This is a genomic window from Ralstonia sp. 25mfcol4.1, assembly GCF_900104095.1.
GTDB lineage: Bacteria > Pseudomonadota > Gammaproteobacteria > Burkholderiales > Burkholderiaceae > Cupriavidus.
In genome coordinates, this window is sequence record NZ_FNJO01000005.1 from 285542 (window position 1) to 306129 (window position 20588).

Here is a 20588-nt window from a genome sequence, read left to right on the forward strand (position 1 = left end):
TCCGTTCAATCGGCGTCCGCCTGCATCAGTGCGCTGACATGCGCCGCCGTACTTGTGGTCAGTGCGTCCAGGCTATAGCCGCCTTCCAGAATCGACACGATGCGGCCGTTGCACGACTGGTCGGCGATCTGCATCAGTTCCCGGGTAATCCAATGGAAGTCGCTGTCCTCCAGGTTCATGCCTGCCAGGGGATCCAGGCGATGTGCATCGAATCCAGCCGAAACAATCAGGATTTCGGGGGCGAACGCCCTTAGCGAGGGAAGTACCAGAGTAGAAATCGCGGCACGGAATTGCGCCGAATCGCAGCCGCGCGGCAGTGGAACATTGACGATATTGTGGTTCACCCCGGTTTCGGACCGGGCTCCCGTACCGGGATAGAAGGGCGATTGGTGGCTGGACGCGTAGAATAGCTCCGGACGGTCGAAGAATGCTGCCTGGGTGCCATTGCCGTGATGCACATCGAAATCGACTACGGCCACGCGTTGGAGCTTGTGGATTTCATGGGCGTAGGCTGCCGCGATTGCCGCCTGATTGAAGATGCAGAAGCCCATTGCCTTCGCCGGCTCTGCGTGATGGCCGCACGGCCGCGTCGCGCAGAACACGTTGCGTGCCTGGCCGTCCATCACCGCATCGACCCCCGCGCAAGCGGCACCGACGCAGCGCATGACGGCTTCCCACGAGCCCGGCGACATGATCGTATCGCCCGCGTCCAGCGCTACATATCCCTGGGTCGGGGCGCTTTCTGCGATCTCGTCGATGTAGTACGCGTCGTGGATCAATTGCAGCTGCTCGACGGTGCCCATTGGCGCATCGCGCCACGCCAACGACGCGAATTCCGGGGTTTGCAATGCCTGCACAACCGCTTTCAGCCGCTCGGGCGACTCCGGATGGTGCGGGCCAGGGCGGTGCTCCAGGCACGCGGCGTGCGTAAAAACAAGCGTAGTGGTCATATTCGGCTGTACCCGGATTCAACCGACGACTTCTGCGGCGCAGTTCGGCGCGCAGTTCGGCGGCGTACCTCGATCATCACGATAAACCTTACTGATATGTAATATATCAGAGGATGTCGGGGAGGCTGGCGGAAAGTACAGGGACGAGTACCGGCACCACTAACGACGACAGCATCGGCAATTTGGATGCTGCCGCCCTGCGCGTCCTTCGCGAATTTGCCGGTTCGGGGCAGCCACCCGAGGGGCCATGCCAGTTGACATAGGGCCAACATCCGCGCCGATGCGGAAGACGCTGTTCGACGCGTGCCGATCAGCGCCGGATGTCGATGCTGTCGACGCGATCGGGGTAGAACGCGACATAGCCGGCGATTTGCGCCACGGCCTCGTGCGGATGTTCGTACGTCCAGACAGCGTTGTTGCCGCGAGTTCCGGCTGCGCCGATGCTGAAGTAGGCGGCGTCGCCCTTGTACGGGCAATGGCTGGCGTGCGTGGTCCGGGTTAGCTGCGACATGTCGACATCGTCGCGCGGGATGTACTGTACGGCGGGGTAGGACGCTTCCTGCAGGTTCAGGGCGCGCGTGGTATCGGCGATCACGCGGCCGCCGGCCGTGACGACCACGCGGGCTTGCTGTGGCGTGATGGTGATGGGGTGGTCCGGGCCGGGGATCTTGACGGGCTTGTCAGTCATGACGACTCCTTGCCTTGAGGGCTACGGCGGAAAAAGATGAGGCGCGGCAACGATGCCGCGCCCGCGCCGGCCTGCCGTACGCCTGAGAGTCGTACGCGCCCGCGCCAATCATGAAAAAACCGCCACGGAGGTGACGTAAGGCTGGAAGGGAGAGAGATCCTGCAGCCTCTGGCAACACCATAACGCGGCGCATCGTTGCGAAAAAGCGCAACGGCGGAACACACTTTTCGGGCTTTTAAAACAATGGCCCCGTCCAGGCGGGGCCATCATCGCTTAACGCGGGCGGAAAGGCGCCGGGGGATGTTCAGCTTCCCGACTGTTCCTCGATCCACAGCGACAGCCGGACCTTGTACGCCTGCTGGATATGGCGGCGGGTAATCATTTCGGCCTGTTCGGGGTTGCGGGCTTCCAGCGCTTCGACCAGCGCCATGTGTTCCTCGTACGACCCGCGCGCCCGGCCCGGCACTGCCAGCGTGGACCGGCCCAGCAGCGCCATCGACTCGTGCAGCGACCGCAGCGTCTTGAGCAGGTAGCGGTTGTGCGCGCAGCGGTGCAGGGTTTCGTGGAACAGGCGGTTGTTCATCGCCAGCTTGTCGGGGTCCGCCGCAAACGACAGGTCGCGTTCGACGATATCGCGCAGCAGCGAGATTTCCACGTCGGTGGCATGGCGCGCCGCCAGGGCGGCTGCGGTGGATTCCAGCACCTCGCGCATCACATACAGCTCGCTGACCATGCTGGCATCGAGCCGGGTGACCATCATGCCGCGATTCGGCTCGTTGACGACCAGCCCTTCGGATTCCAGGCGGGACAGCGCCTCGCGCACCGGCGTGCGAGACAGGCCGAGCGTTTCGGCCAGTTCGACTTCACGCAGACGGGTTCCCGGTAGCAGTTGGCCAGCCTGAATCGCGGCACGCAGTTGTTGATAGGCCCGCTCGGAACGCGGCAACGAAGCACTCTGGTCGCCGTCGGCGCCAGCCAGGTCCGTAGGAAGCATGAAAACGTGATGTGGGTAACCAAGACATGAGAGTCTACCCGAGATCGCTGCCGGCACTTTTGTCAAAAAGGGAACTGCGTCGTTGACAGCACCTGTTTGAGCACCATGAACGAGCGGATTTGCCTGACGCCGGGCAGGTAGAGCAACTGCTCGGCGTGCAGCCGGTTGAAGCTTTCGCTGTCCCGGGTGCGCACCAGCATGAAGTAGTCGAATTCGCCGGTGACCACATGGCATTCCATGCAGCCCGACACCTTCTGTGCGGCCGACTCGAACTGGGCGAAGGATTCGGGGGTGGATCGGTCCAGTACCACGCCGATCATCACCAGCATGCCCGCGTCTAGCGCCCGGGGGTCCAGCAGCGCCACGATGCCCCGGATCAGGCCCATCTCCTTGAGCCGCTCCACGCGGCGCAGGCAGGCCGGCGGGCTGAGGTTCACCTTGGCCGCCAGCGCCACGTTGGAGATCGACGCATCCTGCTGCAGCGCGCGGAGTATGGCCTTGTCGGCGCGGTCCAGGGTGTCAACGTGCGCCGGCGCGGCCGGCACGGGCGGGGTAGCGGATTGTCCCGAACGGGTGCGAAATTTTGTTTCTTTCATGGACAAGTTGGCGGAACAATCGAAACGTTGTGCGGTGATCTTCTGATGAACAGTGTTCGCAAGGCCCGTTCTTTGCAAGCACGTTTCGCGGCTTTTTTTCTAGGATTGAGTCCATCGCCCTCAACCCCGGAGCAGCCGCCATGAACCTGAAGCGTTTCCCCCGCCACACCCTGACGTTCGGTCCCACCCCGATCCAACCCATGCAGCGCTTGTCCGAGCATCTCGGTGGCAAGGTGGCGCTCTACGCCAAGCGTGAAGACTGCAACAGTGGTCTCGCATTTGGCGGCAACAAGACCCGCAAGCTCGAATACCTTATTCCTGATGCACTTGCGCAAGGCTGTGACACGCTGGTGTCGATCGGCGGCATCCAGTCCAACCAGACCCGCCAGGTCGCCGCCGTGGCCGCGCATCTGGGGCTGAAGTGCGTGCTGGTACAGGAAAACTGGGTCAACTATTCCGATGCCGTCTACGACCGCGTGGGCAATATCCAGATGTCGCGCATGATGGGTGCCGACGTGCGGCTGGTGGCCGACGGCTTCGACATCGGCATCCGCAAGAGCTGGGAGGAGGCGATGGAAAGCGTGCGCCGGGCGGGCGGCAAGCCATATCCGATTCCCGCCGGCTGCTCGGAGCATCCGCTTGGCGGTCTCGGGTTTGTCGGGTTTGCCGAGGAAGTGCGCGCCCAGGAGGCCGAACTCGGCTTCAAGTTCGACTACATCGTCGTGTGCTCGGTCACGGGCAGTACGCAGGCCGGCATGGTGGTGGGCTTCGCGGCCGACGGCCGGGCAGACCGCGTGATCGGCATCGACGCATCGGCCAAGCCCGCACAGACCCGCGCGCAGATCCTGCGCATCGCCAAACACACGGCGGGGCTGGTGGAACTCGATCGCGACATCGTCGATGCCGATGTCGTGCTCGACACGCGCTACGGCGGACCGGAATACGGCCTGCCGTCGGAAGGCACGCTCGATGCCATCCGCACCTGCGCGCGGTATGAAGGGGTGATGACCGACCCCGTCTACGAAGGCAAGTCGATGCACGGCATGATCGACATGGTGCGGCGTGGCGAATTCCCGGCCGGTTCGCGCGTACTCTATGCCCACCTGGGCGGCGTGCCGGCATTGAGCGCCTACAGCTTCCTGTTCCGGAACGGCTGAGCGGCGCGCCTCAGCGCAGCAGGTCTTCCACGCGCTGGCGGCACAGCCGCACAAACTGTTGTGCCGCCGTGGACTGTCCCTGGCCCGGGTGAAACGCCAGGATGGCCCGGAAGCGCACCGCGCCGGCAAATGGCACGCTGCGCAGCCCCAGCGCCGTATAAGTGCGCGCCACCAGCGGGTTGGTGATGGCCAGCCCGACGCCGGCCAGCACCATCGCACATTGCGTATGGCTGTATGGCGTGGTGGCGACGAACCGGGCCCTGTGGCCGTGCTCGGCGAAGGCGGATTGCAGTTGCCGCTGGGCCGGGTCGGCCGCATCCAGCCCGATCAGCGGGGCATCGGCCAGGTCCGCCACTCCGATGCGACCCCGCGCGGCAAACGGATGTGTGGCCGGGACGATGCAGACCGCCGGAATGGCGTAGAACTCCGAGGCGGTCAGTCCGCTGGTGTCCACTTCGTCGCCCATGAAGGCCAGGTCGAGCTCGCGTTGCAGCAGCCGTTCGCGCAGGCCGCGGGAGCTGTCCACCTCCAGCCGGCAATGGCTGCGCGGATAGCTGTGGGTGAAGTTGGCCACCGCCAGCGGCATCACGCTGGCGGCCATCGCGTGCAGGGCGCCCACGCGCAATACGGTGTCCTCGTGCGAGCGCAGCAGGTCGATCTTGCGCTGCACGGCGTCCAGCCCGACGTAGACGCGCTCGACTTCGTCCATCAGCGCGGTCGCCTCGGCGGTCGGGACCATGCGCCCCTTGCTGCGGTCGAACAGCCTGAGCCGCGCCGATTTTTCGAGTTGCAGCACGATCTGGGTCACGGCTGGCTGGCTGATATGCAGCGCCTCGGCGGCCCGGCGCGCGGAGCCCAGCCGCATGACCATGCGGAACACCTCGATCTGCCGCGCGCTGATGGTCTGCCCGGCGTACTCGGCTGTCTTGTCCATCCTCATCCTATAAGTTTGGCTTATCAAAAACGCCGGGTGGCTTGCGTCGCGGCGGCATGTCTGCCCGTAGACTCGCCGTCATGCCATTCCAGTCCGTCGCCATGTCCCACATCCATACACCCGGCGTTGTGCCGACCGTCAATCCCGCACTGCACGCCTTGCGATGCGTGACTTGCGCCGAGGTCTACCCGGTAGCCGACCTGCCGGAAGGCTGCCCGGCCTGCGCCTGCCAGGGCCGGCCAAGCAGCCTCGAAGCGGTCTACGGTAGTGGTGACAGCACCCCGGCGCCCGATTTTGCACCAAAAAGCCAGGGTTATCGCTGGGGCCACTGGATGCCGTACCTGGACGGCGTGACGCTGGGAGAGGGCGCCACCCCCTGCCTGCCGGTGCCGTCGCTGGCCGCGCTGGCCGGCGTGGCGGCGATGTGGATCAAGAACGAAGGCGCCAATCCGACCGGTTCGCACAAGGACCGTATGTCCGCCCAGGCGGTGAGCCGGGCGCTGGCGTCCGGAGCGCGCGATGTGGTGCTGGCGTCCAGCGGCAACGCGGCGGTGTCCGCCGCGGCCTATTGCGCCGCCGCCGGGCTGCCGTGCGAGGTGGCCACCTATCGCGACCTGCCAGCGGTGTTCGACGTGGCCCTGCGCCACTACGGCGCGCGCCGCGTGATTTGCGAGACCGGGCACGCGCGCTGGGAACACGTGCGGCGCCGCGTTCGTGACGAAGGTGCCTTCGCGCTGACGAACTACAGCCTGCCAGCCGTCGGCAGCCCGGCATTTGGCGTGGAAGGCTACCGGGCCGCCGCGCTCGAATGGGTTCACCAGGGCTGCCTGCCCGACCATGTGATGGTGCCCACCGCACGCGGCGACCTGCTGTGGGGACTCTACAGCGCGCTGCGCGATCTCGTGAGAATGGGGCATCTGGCCCGCGTGCCGAAGCTGTGGGCCGTCGAGCCGTTTCCGCGCCTGGCCCGCGTGCTGGGCGGGGCGTCGCAGCAGGCCGATTTTGCGGGGGCAACACAGCAGTTTTCCACGGCCGGGTCCACCGTCACGGCACAGCAGGTGCATGCGGTCACGCGATCAGGTGGCGGCGCGGTGGTGGTGGGCGACGATGGCGCACGGGCGGGCACCGGCCAACTGGCCGCCGCCGGATTCTGGGTCGAGCTTTGCGCCGGCGCGGGGCTTGCCGCCGCCCGGATGCTGCGCGCCGATGGCCGCATCGCTGCATCGGAAACCGTTCTGCTGGTGCTGACGGCGCGCGGCGACCGCGACCCGGCACAGATTTCAAACTAGAGGCTCGGAGAGACCCATGACGTTGCGCTACCTGACCGCCATCTTTTCCGTCGGCCTGGCCGCGGCCCAAGTACCCGTGGCCCATGCCGCCGGCTATCCCGACAAGCCAGTCCGCCTGATCGTGCCATGGGCCGCCGGCGGCAGCACCGATGCCCTGGCGCGCGCCGTGGCGCAACGGATGAGCGAATCGATGGGCCAGCCGGTGGTGGTTGAAAACCGCGCGGGCGCCTCGGGCCGCATCGGCGCCGAGGCGGTGGCCAAGGCCACGCCCGATGGTTACACGCTTGGGGTGATCGAGCTGGCCCACACCGTGGCGCCATCGGTGTTTCGCCAGATGTCCTACGATGTGCTGCGCGATTTCGCGCCGGTCTCGCTGCTCGGCGAATCGCCGCTGGTGCTGTTCGCGGACAGCACGCGCTACCGGCCCGGCGACATCCAGCGATTCCTGGCCGACGCCCGCCAGTCCGGCAAGCCACTGCAACTGGCCACCAGCGGCAGCGGCACGATCAGCCATCTGGCGGCCAAGATGCTGGAGGCACAGGCGGCCATCCCCGTCGATGCCGTGCCCTATCGCGGATCGGCCCCAGCGTTGACCGATGTCTCGGCCCAACTGGTTTCTGGCCATTTTGCGACGCTGGCCAGCGGCAGCAGCCTGCTCGGCGGCGGCAAGATCACGGCGCTGATGGTGACGGGGCCGTCGCGGCTCGCCGCGCTGCCGAACGTGCCGACATCGACCGAGGCGAAACTGCCGGCCATGCAGGTGGGTCAGTGGTGGGCGTTGGTGGCGCCGGCGCGCACGCCGACGGCGGTGGTTACACGCCTCAACGACGAAGTGCGGGCGGCGCTGGCCAATCCGCAGACCAGGGCGCGCCTCGATAGCCAGGGCATCGACCTCAAGGCATCCACGCCGGCGCAACTGGGCGACCGGCTGCGTGGCGAGGTGGACCGCTGGGGTCAACTGGTGAAACAGGCAGGAATCCAGCCGGAATAGGCGAGGGGATCAGCCCCGGTACTGCTGCGCATGCAGATAGGCATCGCGGGACGGCAGCAGGTGGCTGGCGCACAGCGCCACCAGCCCGTCGATATCGCCGGCCTTGAGCGCTTCGATCATCTGCCAGTGTTCCAGGCGGGCGCGCTCGCGGTATTCGGGCGAGACCAGCGACGCAAAGCGGATGGGATGGGTCTGCCGCGCGAACTCGGCAATCGCCTTCTGCAGCGTCTGGTTGCTGCAGAGGCTGAACAGTTCGCGATGGAACGCCAGGTTGACGCGGAACACCGTGCGCGCGTCGCCGGCCGCCACGGCGGTGTCGTGCTGCTGCTGGATGGCGATCAGTGTGTCGAGGTGCGCCGGCACGCGCTGCAGATCGATGCGCCGGGCTGCCTCGGTCTCCAGCATGGCGCGCACTTCGTACAGTTCGGTCACTTCCTGCGCCGAGAACGATCGCACCAGCGCGCCGACGTTCTTGCGGCGCTCCACCAGCCCCAGGCGATCCAGCGCGGCCAGTGCGTCCCTGACCACGTGCCGCTTGACTTCGAAGCGCGCCATCAGATCGTCCTCGACCAGGCGCTCGCGGGGGTGCAGCCGGCCAAAGACGATATCTTCCTCAAGCGTGGCAACCATCGCGTCGAGCGGGTCCTGGGCGATGGCGGCGGGGCTGCGCGTGTTGGAACTGGGCATCGGCATCTGGTGAATCGCACCGGGGCTGGGCCCTGGCGCTTGGTGGCGAGTCGGAACGAGGCCGACATTCTGATCGATTTTCCGGTCCATGGCGCGTGTCCCGCCGCAGGTCAGGCGCCGTTGCCCGGCACCTTGCCCCGGGTCTCGGCAGCGCGCAGGAAGTCGAAGTCCACGCCCTGATCCGCCTGGTTGACCGTGGTGAGGAACAGCTTGCGGTAGCCACGGTCGGCGGTGGGCGCCACCACCGGCGTTTGCTGCGCGCGGCGCGCCAGTTCGTCGTCGCTGACATGCAGCGTGAGGTCGCGTCGCGCCACCGACAAGCTGATCCGGTCGCCGTTGCGCACGTAGGCCAGCGGCCCGCCAATCGCCGATTCGGGCGTCACATGCAGCACGATGGTGCCGAATGCCGTGCCGCTCATGCGGCCGTCCGAAATACGCACGAGGTCCTTCACGCCCGCGCGGGCCAGCTTGCGCGGAATGGGGATATAGCCTGCCTCGGGCATGCCGGGCGCGCCTTTGGGGCCGATGTTCTTGAGCACCAGGATGTCGTCGGCCGTCACGTCCAGGTCGTCGCTGTCGATGCGGTTGGCCAGGTCGGCGGCGTTCTCGAACACCACGGCGCGTCCCTCGTGCTCCATCAGCCTGGGGTGTGCGGCCGACTGCTTGATGATGGCGCCGCCCGGGGCCAGGTTGCCGCGCAGCACGGCAATGCCGCCCTGCGGATAGATGGGGTTGTCGCGCGTGCGCACCACCTCCTGCCTGAAGCCGGGGCCGGCGCGCTCGATTTCCTCGCCCAGCGTGCGGCCGGTCACGGTCAGCGCATCCAGGTGCAGCAGCGGCTTCAGTTCGCGCAGCAGCGTGGCCATGCCGCCCGCGTGGTGGAAGTCTTCCATGTAGTGGTCGCCGGACGGCTTCAGGTCCAGCAGCACCGGCGTGTCGCGCCCCATGCGGTCCAGTTCCGCCAGGTCGATGTCATAGCCCATGCGGCCCGCGATGGCGGCCAGGTGGACGATACCGTTCGTCGAACCGCCAATCGCCAGCAGCACGCGCATGGCGTTCTCGAAGGCGGCCGGCGTCAGGATCCTGTCGATCGTCAGGCGTTCGCGCGCAATGCGCACGGCTTCCGTGCCGGTCTGCTCCGCCACGCGGATACGGTCGGCGGTCACGGCCGGCGGCGAGGCGCCGCCGGGCACGGTCATGCCCAGCGCCTCGGCAATGCAGGCCATGGTGCTGGCCGTGCCCATCACCGAGCAGGTGCCCACGCTGGCCACCAGCTGGTTGTTGACGTCGGCAATCTCCCCGGCGTCGATCTCTTCGGCGCGGAACTTGCCCCAGTAGCGGCGGCAGTCGGTGCAGGCGCCCACGCGCTCGCTCCGGTGCGATCCGGTCAGCATCGAACCTGTAATGAGCTGGATGGCCGGGATGCCGGCCGACGCCGCGCCCATCAGCTGTGCGGGCACGGTCTTGTCGCAGCCGCCGATGAGGACCACGGCATCCATCGGCTGCGCGCGGATCATTTCCTCGGTGTCCATCGACATGAGGTTGCGCAGGTACATGCTGGTGGGCGCCGAAAAGCTCTCGTGGATCGAGATCGTCGGAAAGTCCATCGGCAGGCCGCCGGCCAGCATGATGCCGCGCTTGACGGCCTCGATCAGCTGCGGCGCGTTGCCGTGGCAGGGGTTGTACGCGCTGCCCGTGTTGACGATGCCGATGACCGGGCGGTCCAGCGCGTCGTCGGTATAGCCCGCGCCCTTGATGAACGCCTTGCGCAGGAACAGCGAGAAGCCCCGGTCCCCGTAATTGGTCAGGCCTTTGGAGATGCCGGTGGCGGCTTCGGCCGGGGCGATGTCGTGGCGCGGGGTGGCGCCATTCGGGTTCTGGTCGTCGTCGGACATGGTCGGATGCGGTAGGGTGGGCGCGACGCCCCTGGAGGAATGTCGGCCCAAGGATAGTCGAGTCGCGCCCGATTGTCGTCGGTATTGTCACCTAAATTATTAATAATATCGATTCGATGCGGCTCCCCGGTGGCGCCGTGTCCCACATCGGGTGTCGGCATCCGTCTGATTCCGGCGCGCGGGGCAGGCGCTTCACAATCTGCCAGAGGACCGAGCCCGTTCGATCCCTGACCGATTTCAATGGAGGTGCCCTGTGAAACGATCTCTCGCGCCGCTGGCTGCGGCAGGTATTGCCCTGGCCGGTGCGGCACTCGCGGCACGCGCCTATGGCAAGTTCTCGGGTGGTAAACGGGGCAATGCCGCGGTGCCCGAGCCGGCGAAGCCGGTGGACCTGGATCGCTATCTTGGCAAGTGGTACGAGTTTGCGCGCTACGAGAACGGCTTCGAACGCGGCTGCGAGGGCGTGACGGCCGAGTACGCGCTGCGCGACGACGGCCTGGTATCGGTGCGCAACACCTGCCATGAGGGCTGCGCCGACGGCGAGGCGCGCATATCGGAAGGCCGTGCCCGCATCGTGCCGGGCAGCGGCGGGGCCAAGCTCGAAGTCTCGTTCTTCGGTCCGTTCTTCTTCGGTGATTACTGGGTGCTGGACCACGCCGACGACTACACGTGGTCGATCGTCGGCGAGCCTTCAGGCCGCTTCCTGTGGATCCTCACACGCGAAGCCCGCCCGCCGCGCGCACTGGCCACCTCACTGATCGCCCGCGTGGCCGCGCTGGGGTATGACACGGCGCTGCTACGCGAGACGATGCACGGCGCGGTGCACTGATCGGAATGGCCGCGCGGCTAGACCGCCAGCATGACCGCCAGCACCACGGCCAGCAGGGCGATATAGGTCACGGCGTGGATGCGGTCGGGGATGCGTCCGATCCAGCGCGCTGCCAGCCGGATGCCTGCCCAGGAACCGCCCGCCAGCACGGCGAAGGCCAGCAGGTCCACATAGCCGGCGTGGCCGGGGCCTAGCGTCGCGCCCTGCCGCCAGGCCAGCGCAACGTAGGTGGCAGTGGCGGCCAGTGCCATCGGCAAGGACAGCGGATTGGCCATGGCCGTGGCCTGCGTCATGGTGGCGCCGCGCCGGCGCATCAGCGGCACGGTCATCACGCTGCCGCCGACGCCCAGGAACGCGGCGATGGTGCCGATGCCAAGGCCGACCGCAGCCGTGGTTGCGGCGCGCATCGGCGCCGGGGCTGGTGGGCGCGCATGCATGAAGCCGGGGCGCAGCGCGCTATCCAGGATGGTCAGGGCCAGGTAGGCGATGAAGGCCCAGCGCACCCAGTCGCCGCTGAGCCAGCTGGCGGCGGCCGCGCCCACGATGGCGCCAGCCGCGATATAGCCAGCCATCGCACGGGCCTGCGGCCAGTCCAGATTGCCGGCGCGATGGTGGCGCCAGGTGGCCATCGAAGCGCCGAAGATCATCACGCACGAGGATGTGGCCACCGCGATCTGCATGGCCGACCGCGCCACGGGAGTGCCGGCGTCGTGCGTCATGGTGAGCATCGTATAGAGCAGCGGCACCACCACAAAGCCGCCGCCAAAGCCAAACAGCACGGTTGTGACACCGGCCAGACCACCACAGACCAACAGCATCGCGTACATGGACATCGTCGAAAATTGAATCGCGTATCAGGGTTGAAGCGATACGATAGGTCCGCGCCGCTTGGCTGGCTTGCGAAGGTTGGTCAATAATCGTCGAGATTTTGCCAACCTTGCGACACCGGGATGTCGCAGCCATGTGTCCGATGCGCAATATTTCGCTCGATAGCGTCGATGCCAGCCCGTGCGCCGCGCTGGCCATCGGCACCGACTATGCCTTTGGCACGCTGCTGGACACGCACAGCCACCGCCGCGCGCAGTTCCTGTACGGCATGACGGGCCTGATGGAGGTCGGGACGGAAGAGGGCGCGTGGGTCGTGCCGCCCTACACGGGCGTGTGGATTCCCGCGCAGAAACCGCATCGGGTGCGCATGAACGGCGTCAGCACGCGCAGCGTCTACATACTGCCCGACGCGGCGCCGCGCCGGGGCACCGCTTGCGAGGTACTGGTGGTGCGCCCGCTGCTGCATGCGCTGCTGCTGGCCTCGGCGGATGTGCCGGCCCGTTACCCGTCCGACAGCCGCGACGGCGCGCTGATGCAGTTGATCCTGTTTGAACTGGCGCAGGCGCCAACCCTGCCGCTGTTCGCGCCGATCCCGCGCGACCCGGATCTGGCACGGCTCTGCACCGCGCTGCTGGCCCGGCCCGACATCCGTGCGTCGGCCGATGACTGGGCGCGGCATCTCCACCGCAGCCCGCGCACGTTCGCGCGTGTCTTCCAGCAGCAAACGGGCATGTCATTTGGCGCGTGGCGTCAGCAGGCATGCCTGATGGCCGCGCTGTCCCGGCTGTCCGCCGGCACGCCCGTCACCCAGGTGGCCCTCGATCTCGGGTATGACAGCCCCAGCGCATTCTCGACGATGTTCCGCAAGGCGCTGGGCGCGCCGCCCTCGTCGTTTCTCCAAGCAGCGCGCCAGCTTTGAAGCCCCCCTAGTCGAGCGCGCGATTGCGCGATTCGACGTTGACGGCGCTGACAGCCAGCGCGGCCGTGGCGAGCATGGCCGAGATCATCGCCAGGGCCAGCGTGAAATGTGTGGACATGACCGGCGCGATGACCGCCGGGGCGAACAGGCCGCCGAAACGTGCCACGGCGCCCGCCGTGCCCATGCCCGTGGCGCGCAGGTTGGTGGGATAGACCTCGGGCGTGAACGCGTACAGCGCGCCCCAGGTGCCCAGCAGCGCGAAGCTCATCAGCAGCGTGGACCCGATCACCACCACGGGCGCCGTGCCCAGGCTGTACAGCATGCAACCCACGGCGCTGAGCAGCAGGAATCCGATCAGCGTTGGCTTGCGGCCCCATCGTTCCACGCCATAGGCCGCCAGCGCGTAGCCCGGCAACTGCACGAGCGCCAGGATCACCAGGAAGGCCTGCCCCCGCATGAAGGCAAAGCCGGCACCGCTGAGACGGATGGGCAGGTAGACGAACACCGCGTAATAGGCCACCGAGATCAGCAGCCAGGCGGCGAACAGCGCCACGGTGCGGCGCCGGAAGGTGGCCGTGAACAGCGTGAAGACCGACTGCCGCTCGGTACGTTCGGATTGCAGCGTGGGGATGGCCACCTTGCGGCCATTGGTCTGGGCCACGCGTTCCAGCACCTGGCGGGCCTGCTCGGACTTGCCGTTGCGGTTCAGGAAGAGCGGCGATTCCGGCACATACAGGCGCGGAATCAGGCCAACCAGCGCCGGGATGCCGGTCACGAAGAAGATGATGCGCCAGGCATCGTTGCCATGGGCGGCGGCGGCCAGCGCCAGCAGGGCCAGGCAGATCGTGCCGAGCGCCCAGAACGATTCCAGCAGCACCAGCCAGCGGCCGCGACGGTCGCGCGGCAGGAATTCGGCCAGCATCGTGTAGTCCACCGGCAGCGTGCCGCCCACGCCGATGCCGGTTAGGAAGCGCAGCACCATCAGCCAGCCCAGGCTCGGGGCAAACGCGGAAGCCACACCGCAGGCTGCGTCGATGACCACCGCCAGCATCAGCGCCGGGCGCCGGCCGACACGGTCGGCGATGCGGCCGAAGCAGAATGCCCCGACCAGCATGCCGATGAAGAACGTGGTGCCGGTCTGCAGTGCCTGCGGAACCGGCACGCCGAAGGTGCTGGCGATGGACGGGGCGCTGAAGCCGATGGACAGCACCTGCATCGCATCGGCCATCCAGACCAGCCCGAATATCACGAAGAGCCGGTACTGGAATTTTCCGACTCCGGCGGTGCGGATGGCCTCTTCAAAGCTGATCTGCGAGGTCGACATGCTGGCAAAGGTCCGTGCGACAAGGGAATGGGGCGGGGTGGCAGGCCGGCGGTCCGGTGGGTCCCGGTCCGGCTGCCACGCTGGCGGCCATTCTAACTTGGCACGGTCATGCCGATGGCGATGCCGTCGCGCGCAGGCATCAATGCCGGCTGGCCGAGGCCGCGCCCAGGCCCGTCATGGACCGCACGTACTGGGGCAGGTAGGCTTGGCGCTCGCCGGCGGCCGCTTCCGAACGGTCGAGCACGGACAGCAGCCAGGCCGCGCCGAAGGCCAGCGTCATCGAGAACAGTGCCGGGTTGGCATACGGGAAGATCGGCTGGCCGTGCTTGAGGATGCCCACCCAGACGGTCGGTCCCAGCACCAGCAGCGCAATGGCCGACACCAGCCCCACCACGCTGCCGCCCACCGCGCCGCGCGTGGTCAGGCCCTTCCAGAACATCGACAGGAACAGCACCGGGAAGTTGACCGAGGCCGCGATGGCCAGCACCAGGCCGGACAGGAAGGCGATGTTCTGCTTCTCGAACAGCAGCCCGAGCAGGATGGCCACTACGCCGATTCCCAGCGTGGCATAGCGCGACACGCGGATTTCCTCGGCCTCGGTGGCGCGGCCCTTGCGGATGACCGTGGCATAGAGATCGTGCGACACGGCCGATGCCCCCGAGAGCGCAAGGCCCGCCACGACGGCCAGGATGGTGGCGAAGGCCACGGCCGAGATAAAGCCCAGGTACATGTTGCCGCCCACCGCCTGGGCCAGGTGTACGGCCACCATGTTGCTGCCGCCGATCAACTGCCCGGCGCCGTCGCGGAAGGCCGGGTTGTTGCCCACCAGCACGATGGCCCCGAATCCGACCACCAGGATCAGCAGGTAGAAGTAGCCGATAAAGCCGGTGGCATAGCAGACTGACTTGCGGGCCTCTCGCGCATCGGCCACGGTGAAGAAGCGCATCAGGATATGGGGCAGGCCGGCCGTGCCGAAGATCATCCCGACGCCTAGCGATATGGCCTCGACCGGGTTTGCCACCAGCCCGCCCGGCGCCATGATCGACCGGCCCTTCGGGTGGACATCGACCGCCGCGGCGAACAACGCGTCGAGGCTGAACCCGAAATGCGCCAGCACCTCGTAGGCCATGAACGTGGTGCCGCCCAGCAGCAGGATGGCCTTGATGATCTGGACCCACGTGGTGGCCAGCATGCCGCCAAACATCACGTAGAGCACCATCAGCACGCCCACCACGAGCACGGCCGACAGGTAGCTGGTGCCGAACAGCAGCTGGATCAGCTTGCCGGCGCCTACCATCTGGGCCACCAGGTACATGATCGACACGGTCAGCGTGCCGAACGCGGCGGTGATGCGCACCGGCTTTTGCGACAGGCGGTAGGCGACCACATCGGCAAACGTGTAGCGGCCCAGGTTGCGCAGGCGCTCGGCCACCACGAACAGGATGATCGGCCAGCCGGCCACCACGCCCAGTGCGTAGATCAGGCCGTCGAAGCCCTTGTCAAACATCATGGCCGAAATGCCCAGGAACGACGCGGCGGACACCATGTCGCCAGCAATGGCCAGGCCGTTCTGGAAGCCGGTCAGTCCGCCCCCGGCCGCATAGAAGTCCGAAGCCGTGCGCGTGCGGCGGGCGGCCCAGCGCGTGATGAGCAGCGTGAACAGCACGAAGACCACGAACATGCCGATGGCATGCCAGTTCAGCGGCTGGACGGTCACGTTGCCTCCCACGGCCGGGCTTGCATAGGCACTGGCCGCGCCCAGCGCCATGAAACAGGCGAGGGCCGGCGCAAAGGTTGGGAATCGCTTCATGCTGCGCACTCCTTCAGGATGCGGGCGTTCAGGCCGTCGAACTCGCGGTTGGCCTTGCGCACGTAGATGGCGGTCAGCGCGAATGCCACCACGATGACGGCGGCGCCGGCGACGATGCCCGTGGTCAGGGTGCCGCCGCGCACGGGCGCCACCAGCGCAGCCGGATAGAAGGCCAGCAGGCCGATGAAGCCGAAATAGACGGCCAGCATCAGCGCGGTCAGCGACCAGCCCAGGCGCGCGCGGCGCCGGGTCAGCAACTGGAAGTCGGGATGTTGGGTGATAGAGGCGAATTGCCGTTCGGTCATGGTTGTCTCCAATGGCGAAGCGTGGCCGGCACGCCTTCTGTCGAGGCGTTGCGGCCTGCCGCCCGCGAGCATGGCGGGCGGCGACGGCGAGGAGTCATCAGGGCGTAATCGGGGAAGCAGGCCGGACGTGAGCCCGCGCGCGTCAGGCGGCCGCGCGTTCGGGTTCCGTAACCACTGGCGCGGCGGCGCGCAGGTCCAGCACGCGCCGGGCCTTGCCGGTGGAGGTGCGCTCCAGGCGGTCGGCCGGGACGGCGTCCACGCGGGTCGTGATGCCGACGTTGGTCTTGATCGCGTCGCGCAGCTTTGCGCCCAGCGCCTCGCGTTCGGCATCGGACAGCCGGTGCGTGACTTCGGGCCGCACCTCGACTGCCACGGCCAGGCGGTCGAGATGGCCGTCGCGTGTGACGGTCAGCTGGTAGTGGGGTGCCAGCTCAGGCTGCTTGAGGATCAGTTCCTCGATCTGGGACGGGAACACGTTGACGCCCCGGATGATCAGCATGTCGTCCGAGCGCCCGGTGATCTTGCCGATGCGGCGCATGGCGCGCGACGTCGGCGGCAGCAGGCGCGTCAGGTCGCGCGTGCGATAGCGGATCACGGGCAGCGCCTCCTTGGTGAGCGACGTGAAGACCAGTTCGCCCTCCGAGCCATCGGGCAGCACTTCGCCGGTGACGGGGTCGATGATTTCCGCGTAGAAGTGGTCTTCCCAGATCACCGGGCCGTCCTTGCTCTCGATGCACTCGCACGCCACGCCGGGGCCCATGACCTCGGACAGGCCGTAGATGTCCACGGCGTCGATGCCGGCGCGTGTTTCGATCTCCTGGCGCATCGCGTCCGTCCACGGCTCGGCGCCGAAGATGCCGATCTCCAGCGAGCTGTCGGCCGGCGACAGGCCCTGGCGGGCCATCTCGTCGATCAGGTTCAGCATGTACGACGGCGTGACCATGATGATGCGCGGCTTGAAGTCCCGGATCAGCTGCACCTGCTTCTCGGTCTGTCCGCCCGACATCGGGATCACGGTGCAGCCCAGCTTTTCGGCACCGTAATGGGCGCCAAGGCCGCCCGTGAACAGGCCGTAGCCGTAGCAGACCTGCACCAGGTCGCCGCGACGGCCGCCGGCGGCGCGGATCGAACGGGCCACCAGCGTGGCCCAGGTGTCGATGTCGCGGGCGGTATAGCCCACCACCGTGGGCTGGCCGGTCGTGCCGCTCGACGCGTGTACGCGCACGACTTCCTCGCGCGGCACGGCAAACATGCCGAACGGGTAGTTGTCGCGCAGTTCCTTCTTGGTGGTGAACGGGAACTTCGACAGATCGGAAAGCTGGCGCAGATCGCCGGGCTGCACGCCGGCCGCATCGAACGCCTGGCGATAGTGCGGCACGTTGTCGTAGGCGTGTTGCAGCGTCCATTTCAGGCGCTGCAGCTGCAGCGCCTGGAGTTCGTCTCGGCTGGCATGCTCGATCGGATCAAGTTGATCGGCTTGGGGGGCGCGCTGGACCATGGGTGTCTCCTCCAGGGTATGTCGGGCGATTCTTCGGGATGGCGTGAGCCGTGGGGTTCAGTCTTTCAGATGACGGCGAGCCTGGATCACCCGGAAGCGGTTGGCAACGAAGGCCGTATCGGCCAGCGCGGCGTTGGCGGCCGGATTGGCGCCGGTGCCGTGGAAGTCGCTGAAGGCGGCCGACTGGTTGACGAGCACGGGGCCGGTCAGGTTCAGCGACAGTGCCACGCCGGCGTCGAGCGCGGCCTCTTCGAGCTGCGATTCCACGGTGCGCTGCGTGGTATAGCCCGACAGCGTCAGCGCGCCGTGCTGTTTCGCGATGCGCCGGGCGGTGGCAACCGCCTGATCGGTGCTGTCGGTGGCGATCACGAAGGCAATCGGGCCGAACAGTTCCTGCGTGAACCTGTCCTCGTCGCGCACGTCGACCTTGAGCAGCAGCGGCGTGCGCACGCGCGCTTCGGGGAACTGGGGATGGGTGATGGTCTGGCTGTCCAGCACCACCTTGCCCAGCGCGCGCGATGCGTCGATCCGCTGGGCCACGCCGTCGTTCTGGATCGCGCCGAGGATCTCGACGGCCTTGGCCGGGTCGGCGGTGAGCTTCTGCAGTGCCTCGCCCAGCGCGGCGACCACGCCGTCGAACGTGACATGGCCGTCCGGGGTGTCGATGCCATCGCGCGGGATGTAGATGTTCTGCGGCGCGGTACACATCTGGCCCGAGTACAGCGCCAGCGACAGGGCGAGGTTGCGCACCATGCCCTTCAGGTCGTCGGTGGAATCGATGACCACCTGGTTCACACCGGCCTTCTCGGTGTAGACCAGCGCCTGGTGGGCGTTGCGTTCCAGCCATTCCCCGTTGGCCGTGCTGCCCGTGAAATCGATCAGCCGCACCTCGGGGCGCAGCGCCAGCGTGGAAGCCATGCGCTCGTCCGGGTTGTTGGCGACCAGCGTCACGATGTCCGGGCTGAAGCCGGCCTCGGCCAGTACCTCGCGGGCGATCTGCACCGTGATGGCCAGCGGCAGGATGGCGCCCGGATGCGGCTTGACGACAACCGGATTCCCCGTGGCCAGGCTGGCGAACAGGCCCGGATAGCCGTTCCAGGTGGGGAACGTGCAGCAGCCGATGACCAGGCCGATGCCGCGCGGCACGACCGTAAAGGTCTTTTCCATGCGCAGCGGCGCGTTCTTGCCCTGTGGCTTTTCCCAGGTGGCGCGGGCCGGGATGCCGCGCATCGCCTGCCAGGCATAGGCCACGGCCTCCAGGCCGCGGTCCTGCGCGTGCGGGCCGCCGGCCTGGAATGCCATCATGAACGGCTGGCCAGTGGTATGCATGACCGCATGGGCCATCTCGAAACTGCGGCGGTTCAGGCGGGTCAGGATTTCCAGCGCCACGCCCACCCACGCGGTGGGGCCGGCTTCGCGCCATGCGGGCGCGGCGGCTTCGATGCCGGCGAACAGGCCGTCGAGGTCCGGGCGCGGATAGGTCACGCCAAGCGTCGGGCCGTAGGGCGAGACTTCCTGGCCGGCTTGCCCGGTGGTGCCGGGCTGCGTGATCGGAAACGGTTGCCCGAGGCGAGCATCGAAGGCGGCCTTGCCATCGTCGGCGGCTGTTTCGCTGTAGACCTTCGGGCTCGGCATTTCGGAAAACGGGCTCCAGTAGCCGCGCTGGCCGATGGCGGCGAGCGCCTGGTCGAGCATGGCCTGATGGCGGGTGAACAATGCGTGCGTCACGGGTGTCTCCATATTTCCAGATCTCTGCGCCGAAGCGCGAGGGGCGTTGTTTTGCGGTAAGGGGGCGGGTGGCCTGCCGGGGCCGGTCAGGTTTCCTGATCGAAATCGAGTACGAGCTTGTCGCTGACGGCGTAGCTCTGGCAGCTCAGGATGAAGCCGCGCGCCACTTCGTAGTCTTCCAGCGCGAAGTTCACGTCCATGTCGACCTCGCCCGCGACGCGCTTGCAGCGGCACGTGGAGCAGACCCCGCCCTTGCAGGCGTAGGGCAGCTCGATTCCCTGTTCCAGCGCGGCGTCGAGCACGGTCTGGGTGTTCCGGGCGACCGTAAAGCGGCGTGAGCGGCCGTCCTGGATCACCGTGACCTCGCAATCCTGCTTGCCGGCGGCGCGTTGCGGCTGCGGCGCGCGGGCCGTGGGCGTGCTCGCGCCGAACAGCTCGCGCTTGATGCGGGCGGGGTCGACACCGTTCTGCTTCAGCGCGTCCGCTACGCCCTCCATCATCGACTGCGGGCCGCAGATAAAGGCCACGTCGATCCCGGCGGGATCTACCCATTGCTTGAGCAGCGCGTCGGCCTTGGCGCCGTCCAGGCGGCCGTTGAACAGGTCGATGTCGAGCGTTTCGCGGCTCAGGATGAAGACCAGGTTCAGCCGGTGCAGGTAGGTGTCCTTCAGGTCTTCCAGCGCCTCCTTGAAGATCACCGTGGACGACGCGCGATTGCCGTAGAACAGCGTGAAGCGGCTGTCGGGCTCGGCGCGCAGCGTGGTTTCGATGATCGACAGCAGCGGGGTGATGCCGCTGCCAGCCGCAAAGCCCACGTAGTGCTTGCGATGGCCTGCATCGAGCGGCACGCTGAAGTGCCCGGACGGCGGCATCACGTCGAGCGTGTGGCCGGCCCGCAGCGTGTCGGTAGCCCAGTTCGAGAACAGGCCGCCCTCCACGCGCTTGATGGCGATGCGCAGGCGCTGGTCCTGCGCGGCGGCGCAGATCGAATACGAGCGGCGCACCTCGTTGCCGGCAATCCGGGTGCGCACGGTCAGGTGCTGGCCGGCCGCGTAGCGGTAGGTCTCGGACAGTTCCGGCGGCACATCGAAGGTCACGGCGATGGCGTCGCGGGTTTCGTGGGTGACATCGGTCACGCGCAGGGCATGGAAGGTGCTCATGTCTGT

At 67.3% G+C, this 20588-nt stretch carries 19 protein-coding genes; 5 read left to right on the forward strand and 14 right to left on the reverse strand.

The features are described 5' to 3' along the window. Window positions 1-5: 5 nt before the first annotated feature. From BLQ58_RS11625 to BLQ58_RS11640, 4 genes are all read right to left on the reverse strand, one after another. Window positions 6-950 (reverse strand): histone deacetylase family protein, encoded by a 945-nt coding sequence (locus tag BLQ58_RS11625; protein WP_029051111.1) that lies wholly within the window; start codon window positions 948-950, stop codon window positions 6-8. Window positions 951-1260: 310 nt separating this feature from the next. Further along, window positions 1261-1638 (reverse strand): DUF427 domain-containing protein, encoded by a 378-nt coding sequence (locus BLQ58_RS11630; RefSeq protein WP_029051112.1) that lies wholly within the window; start codon window positions 1636-1638, stop codon window positions 1261-1263. Window positions 1639-1942: 304 nt separating this feature from the next. Continuing rightward, window positions 1943-2632, reverse strand: a complete 690-nt coding sequence (locus BLQ58_RS11635) for a GntR family transcriptional regulator (RefSeq protein ID WP_029051113.1) — start codon at window positions 2630-2632, stop codon at window positions 1943-1945. Window positions 2633-2694: 62 nt separating this feature from the next. After that, a complete protein-coding gene (locus tag BLQ58_RS11640) occupies window positions 2695-3228 on the reverse strand; it encodes an Lrp/AsnC family transcriptional regulator (protein ID WP_029051114.1) in 534 nt (177 codons plus the stop codon). Window positions 3229-3368: 140 nt separating this feature from the next. Between BLQ58_RS11640 and BLQ58_RS11645 the strand changes: the two genes are divergently transcribed. Then, entirely contained in the window at window positions 3369-4385 is a 1017-nt protein-coding gene (locus tag BLQ58_RS11645) for a 1-aminocyclopropane-1-carboxylate deaminase (protein WP_029051115.1), read from the forward strand. 10 nt (window positions 4386-4395) lie between these two features. On the opposite strand, the gene BLQ58_RS11650 is transcribed toward BLQ58_RS11645, so the two are convergent. After that, window positions 4396-5319, reverse strand: coding sequence for a LysR family transcriptional regulator (locus BLQ58_RS11650; protein ID WP_029051116.1), 924 nt, complete (start codon window positions 5317-5319; stop codon window positions 4396-4398). Window positions 5320-5420: 101 nt separating this feature from the next. Here BLQ58_RS11650 and BLQ58_RS11655 point away from each other — a divergent pair, with 101 nt between their 5' ends. Together BLQ58_RS11655 and BLQ58_RS11660 are read left to right on the forward strand one after the other, a co-directional pair. Continuing rightward, window positions 5421-6608: a pyridoxal-phosphate dependent enzyme gene (locus BLQ58_RS11655; RefSeq protein WP_049815887.1), complete on the forward strand. Its 1188-nt coding sequence runs from the start codon at window positions 5421-5423 to the stop codon at window positions 6606-6608. A gap of 16 nt (window positions 6609-6624) precedes the next feature. After that, window positions 6625-7599: a tripartite tricarboxylate transporter substrate binding protein gene (locus tag BLQ58_RS11660; protein WP_029051118.1), complete on the forward strand. Its 975-nt coding sequence runs from the start codon at window positions 6625-6627 to the stop codon at window positions 7597-7599. A 9-nt stretch (window positions 7600-7608) separates the two neighbouring features. Here the strand turns inward: BLQ58_RS11660 and BLQ58_RS11665 are convergent, their stop codons facing one another. Together BLQ58_RS11665 and BLQ58_RS11670 are read right to left on the reverse strand one after the other, a co-directional pair. Next, window positions 7609-8292 (reverse strand): GntR family transcriptional regulator, encoded by a 684-nt coding sequence (locus BLQ58_RS11665; protein WP_029051119.1) that lies wholly within the window; start codon window positions 8290-8292, stop codon window positions 7609-7611. Between the two features lie 104 nt (window positions 8293-8396). Next, entirely contained in the window at window positions 8397-10181 is a 1785-nt protein-coding gene (locus BLQ58_RS11670) for an IlvD/Edd family dehydratase (RefSeq protein ID WP_029051120.1), read from the reverse strand. 253 nt (window positions 10182-10434) lie between these two features. On the opposite strand from BLQ58_RS11670, the gene BLQ58_RS11675 reads away from it, so the two are divergent. Next, entirely contained in the window at window positions 10435-11010 is a 576-nt protein-coding gene (locus tag BLQ58_RS11675) for a lipocalin family protein (protein WP_029051121.1), read from the forward strand. Between the two features lie 17 nt (window positions 11011-11027). Here the strand turns inward: BLQ58_RS11675 and BLQ58_RS11680 are convergent, their stop codons facing one another. Beyond that, window positions 11028-11837 (reverse strand): sulfite exporter TauE/SafE family protein, encoded by an 810-nt coding sequence (locus tag BLQ58_RS11680; RefSeq protein WP_029051122.1) that lies wholly within the window; start codon window positions 11835-11837, stop codon window positions 11028-11030. A 143-nt stretch (window positions 11838-11980) separates the two neighbouring features. Between BLQ58_RS11680 and BLQ58_RS11685 the strand changes: the two genes are divergently transcribed. Next, window positions 11981-12757: an AraC family transcriptional regulator gene (locus tag BLQ58_RS11685; protein WP_029051123.1), complete on the forward strand. Its 777-nt coding sequence runs from the start codon at window positions 11981-11983 to the stop codon at window positions 12755-12757. A gap of 7 nt (window positions 12758-12764) precedes the next feature. Here the strand turns inward: BLQ58_RS11685 and BLQ58_RS11690 are convergent, their stop codons facing one another. The 6 genes from BLQ58_RS11690 to paaE all read right to left on the reverse strand — a co-directional run bounded on the left by BLQ58_RS11690 (window position 12765) and on the right by paaE (window position 20582). Further along, complete coding sequence (locus BLQ58_RS11690) at window positions 12765-14081, reverse strand: MFS transporter (protein ID WP_029051124.1); 1317 nt, start codon at window positions 14079-14081, stop codon at window positions 12765-12767. A 139-nt stretch (window positions 14082-14220) separates the two neighbouring features. Then, complete coding sequence (locus BLQ58_RS11695) at window positions 14221-15891, reverse strand: cation acetate symporter (RefSeq protein WP_029051125.1); 1671 nt, start codon at window positions 15889-15891, stop codon at window positions 14221-14223. Continuing rightward, on the reverse strand, window positions 15888-16196 hold the full coding sequence (locus BLQ58_RS11700) for a DUF485 domain-containing protein (RefSeq protein WP_029051126.1): 309 nt from the start codon (window positions 16194-16196) through the stop codon (window positions 15888-15890). Before BLQ58_RS11700 ends, BLQ58_RS11695 begins: the two co-directional genes overlap by 4 nt. 142 nt (window positions 16197-16338) lie before the next feature. Beyond that, window positions 16339-17694 (reverse strand): phenylacetate--CoA ligase PaaK, encoded by a 1356-nt coding sequence (gene paaK, locus BLQ58_RS11705; RefSeq protein WP_029051127.1) that lies wholly within the window; start codon window positions 17692-17694, stop codon window positions 16339-16341. 57 nt (window positions 17695-17751) lie between these two features. Continuing rightward, entirely contained in the window at window positions 17752-19422 is a 1671-nt protein-coding gene (paaN, locus tag BLQ58_RS11710; protein ID WP_029051128.1) for a phenylacetic acid degradation protein PaaN, read from the reverse strand. An 86-nt stretch (window positions 19423-19508) separates the two neighbouring features. Beyond that, window positions 19509-20582, reverse strand: a complete 1074-nt coding sequence (paaE, locus tag BLQ58_RS11715) for a 1,2-phenylacetyl-CoA epoxidase subunit PaaE (protein WP_029051129.1) — start codon at window positions 20580-20582, stop codon at window positions 19509-19511. Between the last annotated feature and the right edge of the window lie 6 nt (window positions 20583-20588).

Bases quoted from the DNA above. Each gene is read 5' to 3' on its own strand.
- BLQ58_RS11625 (WP_029051111.1), bottom strand. From the start codon at position 950: ATGACCACTACGCTTGTTTTTACGCACGCCGCGTGCCTGGAGCACCGC.
- BLQ58_RS11630 (WP_029051112.1), bottom strand. From the start codon at position 1,638: ATGACTGACAAGCCCGTCAAGATCCCCGGCCCGGACCACCCCATCACC.
- BLQ58_RS11635 (WP_029051113.1), bottom strand. From the start codon at position 2,632: ATGCTTCCTACGGACCTGGCTGGCGCCGACGGCGACCAGAGTGCTTCG.
- BLQ58_RS11640 (WP_029051114.1), bottom strand. From the start codon at position 3,228: ATGAAAGAAACAAAATTTCGCACCCGTTCGGGACAATCCGCTACCCCG.
- BLQ58_RS11645 (WP_029051115.1), top strand. From the start codon at position 3,369: ATGAACCTGAAGCGTTTCCCCCGCCACACCCTGACGTTCGGTCCCACC.
- BLQ58_RS11650 (WP_029051116.1), bottom strand. From the start codon at position 5,319: ATGGACAAGACAGCCGAGTACGCCGGGCAGACCATCAGCGCGCGGCAG.
- BLQ58_RS11655 (WP_049815887.1), top strand. From the start codon at position 5,421: ATGTCCCACATCCATACACCCGGCGTTGTGCCGACCGTCAATCCCGCA.
- BLQ58_RS11660 (WP_029051118.1), top strand. From the start codon at position 6,625: ATGACGTTGCGCTACCTGACCGCCATCTTTTCCGTCGGCCTGGCCGCG.
- BLQ58_RS11665 (WP_029051119.1), bottom strand. From the start codon at position 8,292: ATGCCGATGCCCAGTTCCAACACGCGCAGCCCCGCCGCCATCGCCCAG.
- BLQ58_RS11670 (WP_029051120.1), bottom strand. From the start codon at position 10,181: ATGTCCGACGACGACCAGAACCCGAATGGCGCCACCCCGCGCCACGAC.
- BLQ58_RS11680 (WP_029051122.1), bottom strand. From the start codon at position 11,837: ATGTACGCGATGCTGTTGGTCTGTGGTGGTCTGGCCGGTGTCACAACC.
- BLQ58_RS11685 (WP_029051123.1), top strand. From the start codon at position 11,981: ATGCGCAATATTTCGCTCGATAGCGTCGATGCCAGCCCGTGCGCCGCG.
- BLQ58_RS11690 (WP_029051124.1), bottom strand. From the start codon at position 14,081: ATGTCGACCTCGCAGATCAGCTTTGAAGAGGCCATCCGCACCGCCGGA.
- BLQ58_RS11695 (WP_029051125.1), bottom strand. From the start codon at position 15,891: ATGAAGCGATTCCCAACCTTTGCGCCGGCCCTCGCCTGTTTCATGGCG.
- BLQ58_RS11700 (WP_029051126.1), bottom strand. From the start codon at position 16,196: ATGACCGAACGGCAATTCGCCTCTATCACCCAACATCCCGACTTCCAG.
- paaK (WP_029051127.1), bottom strand. From the start codon at position 17,694: ATGGTCCAGCGCGCCCCCCAAGCCGATCAACTTGATCCGATCGAGCAT.
- paaE (WP_029051129.1), bottom strand. From the start codon at position 20,582: ATGAGCACCTTCCATGCCCTGCGCGTGACCGATGTCACCCACGAAACC.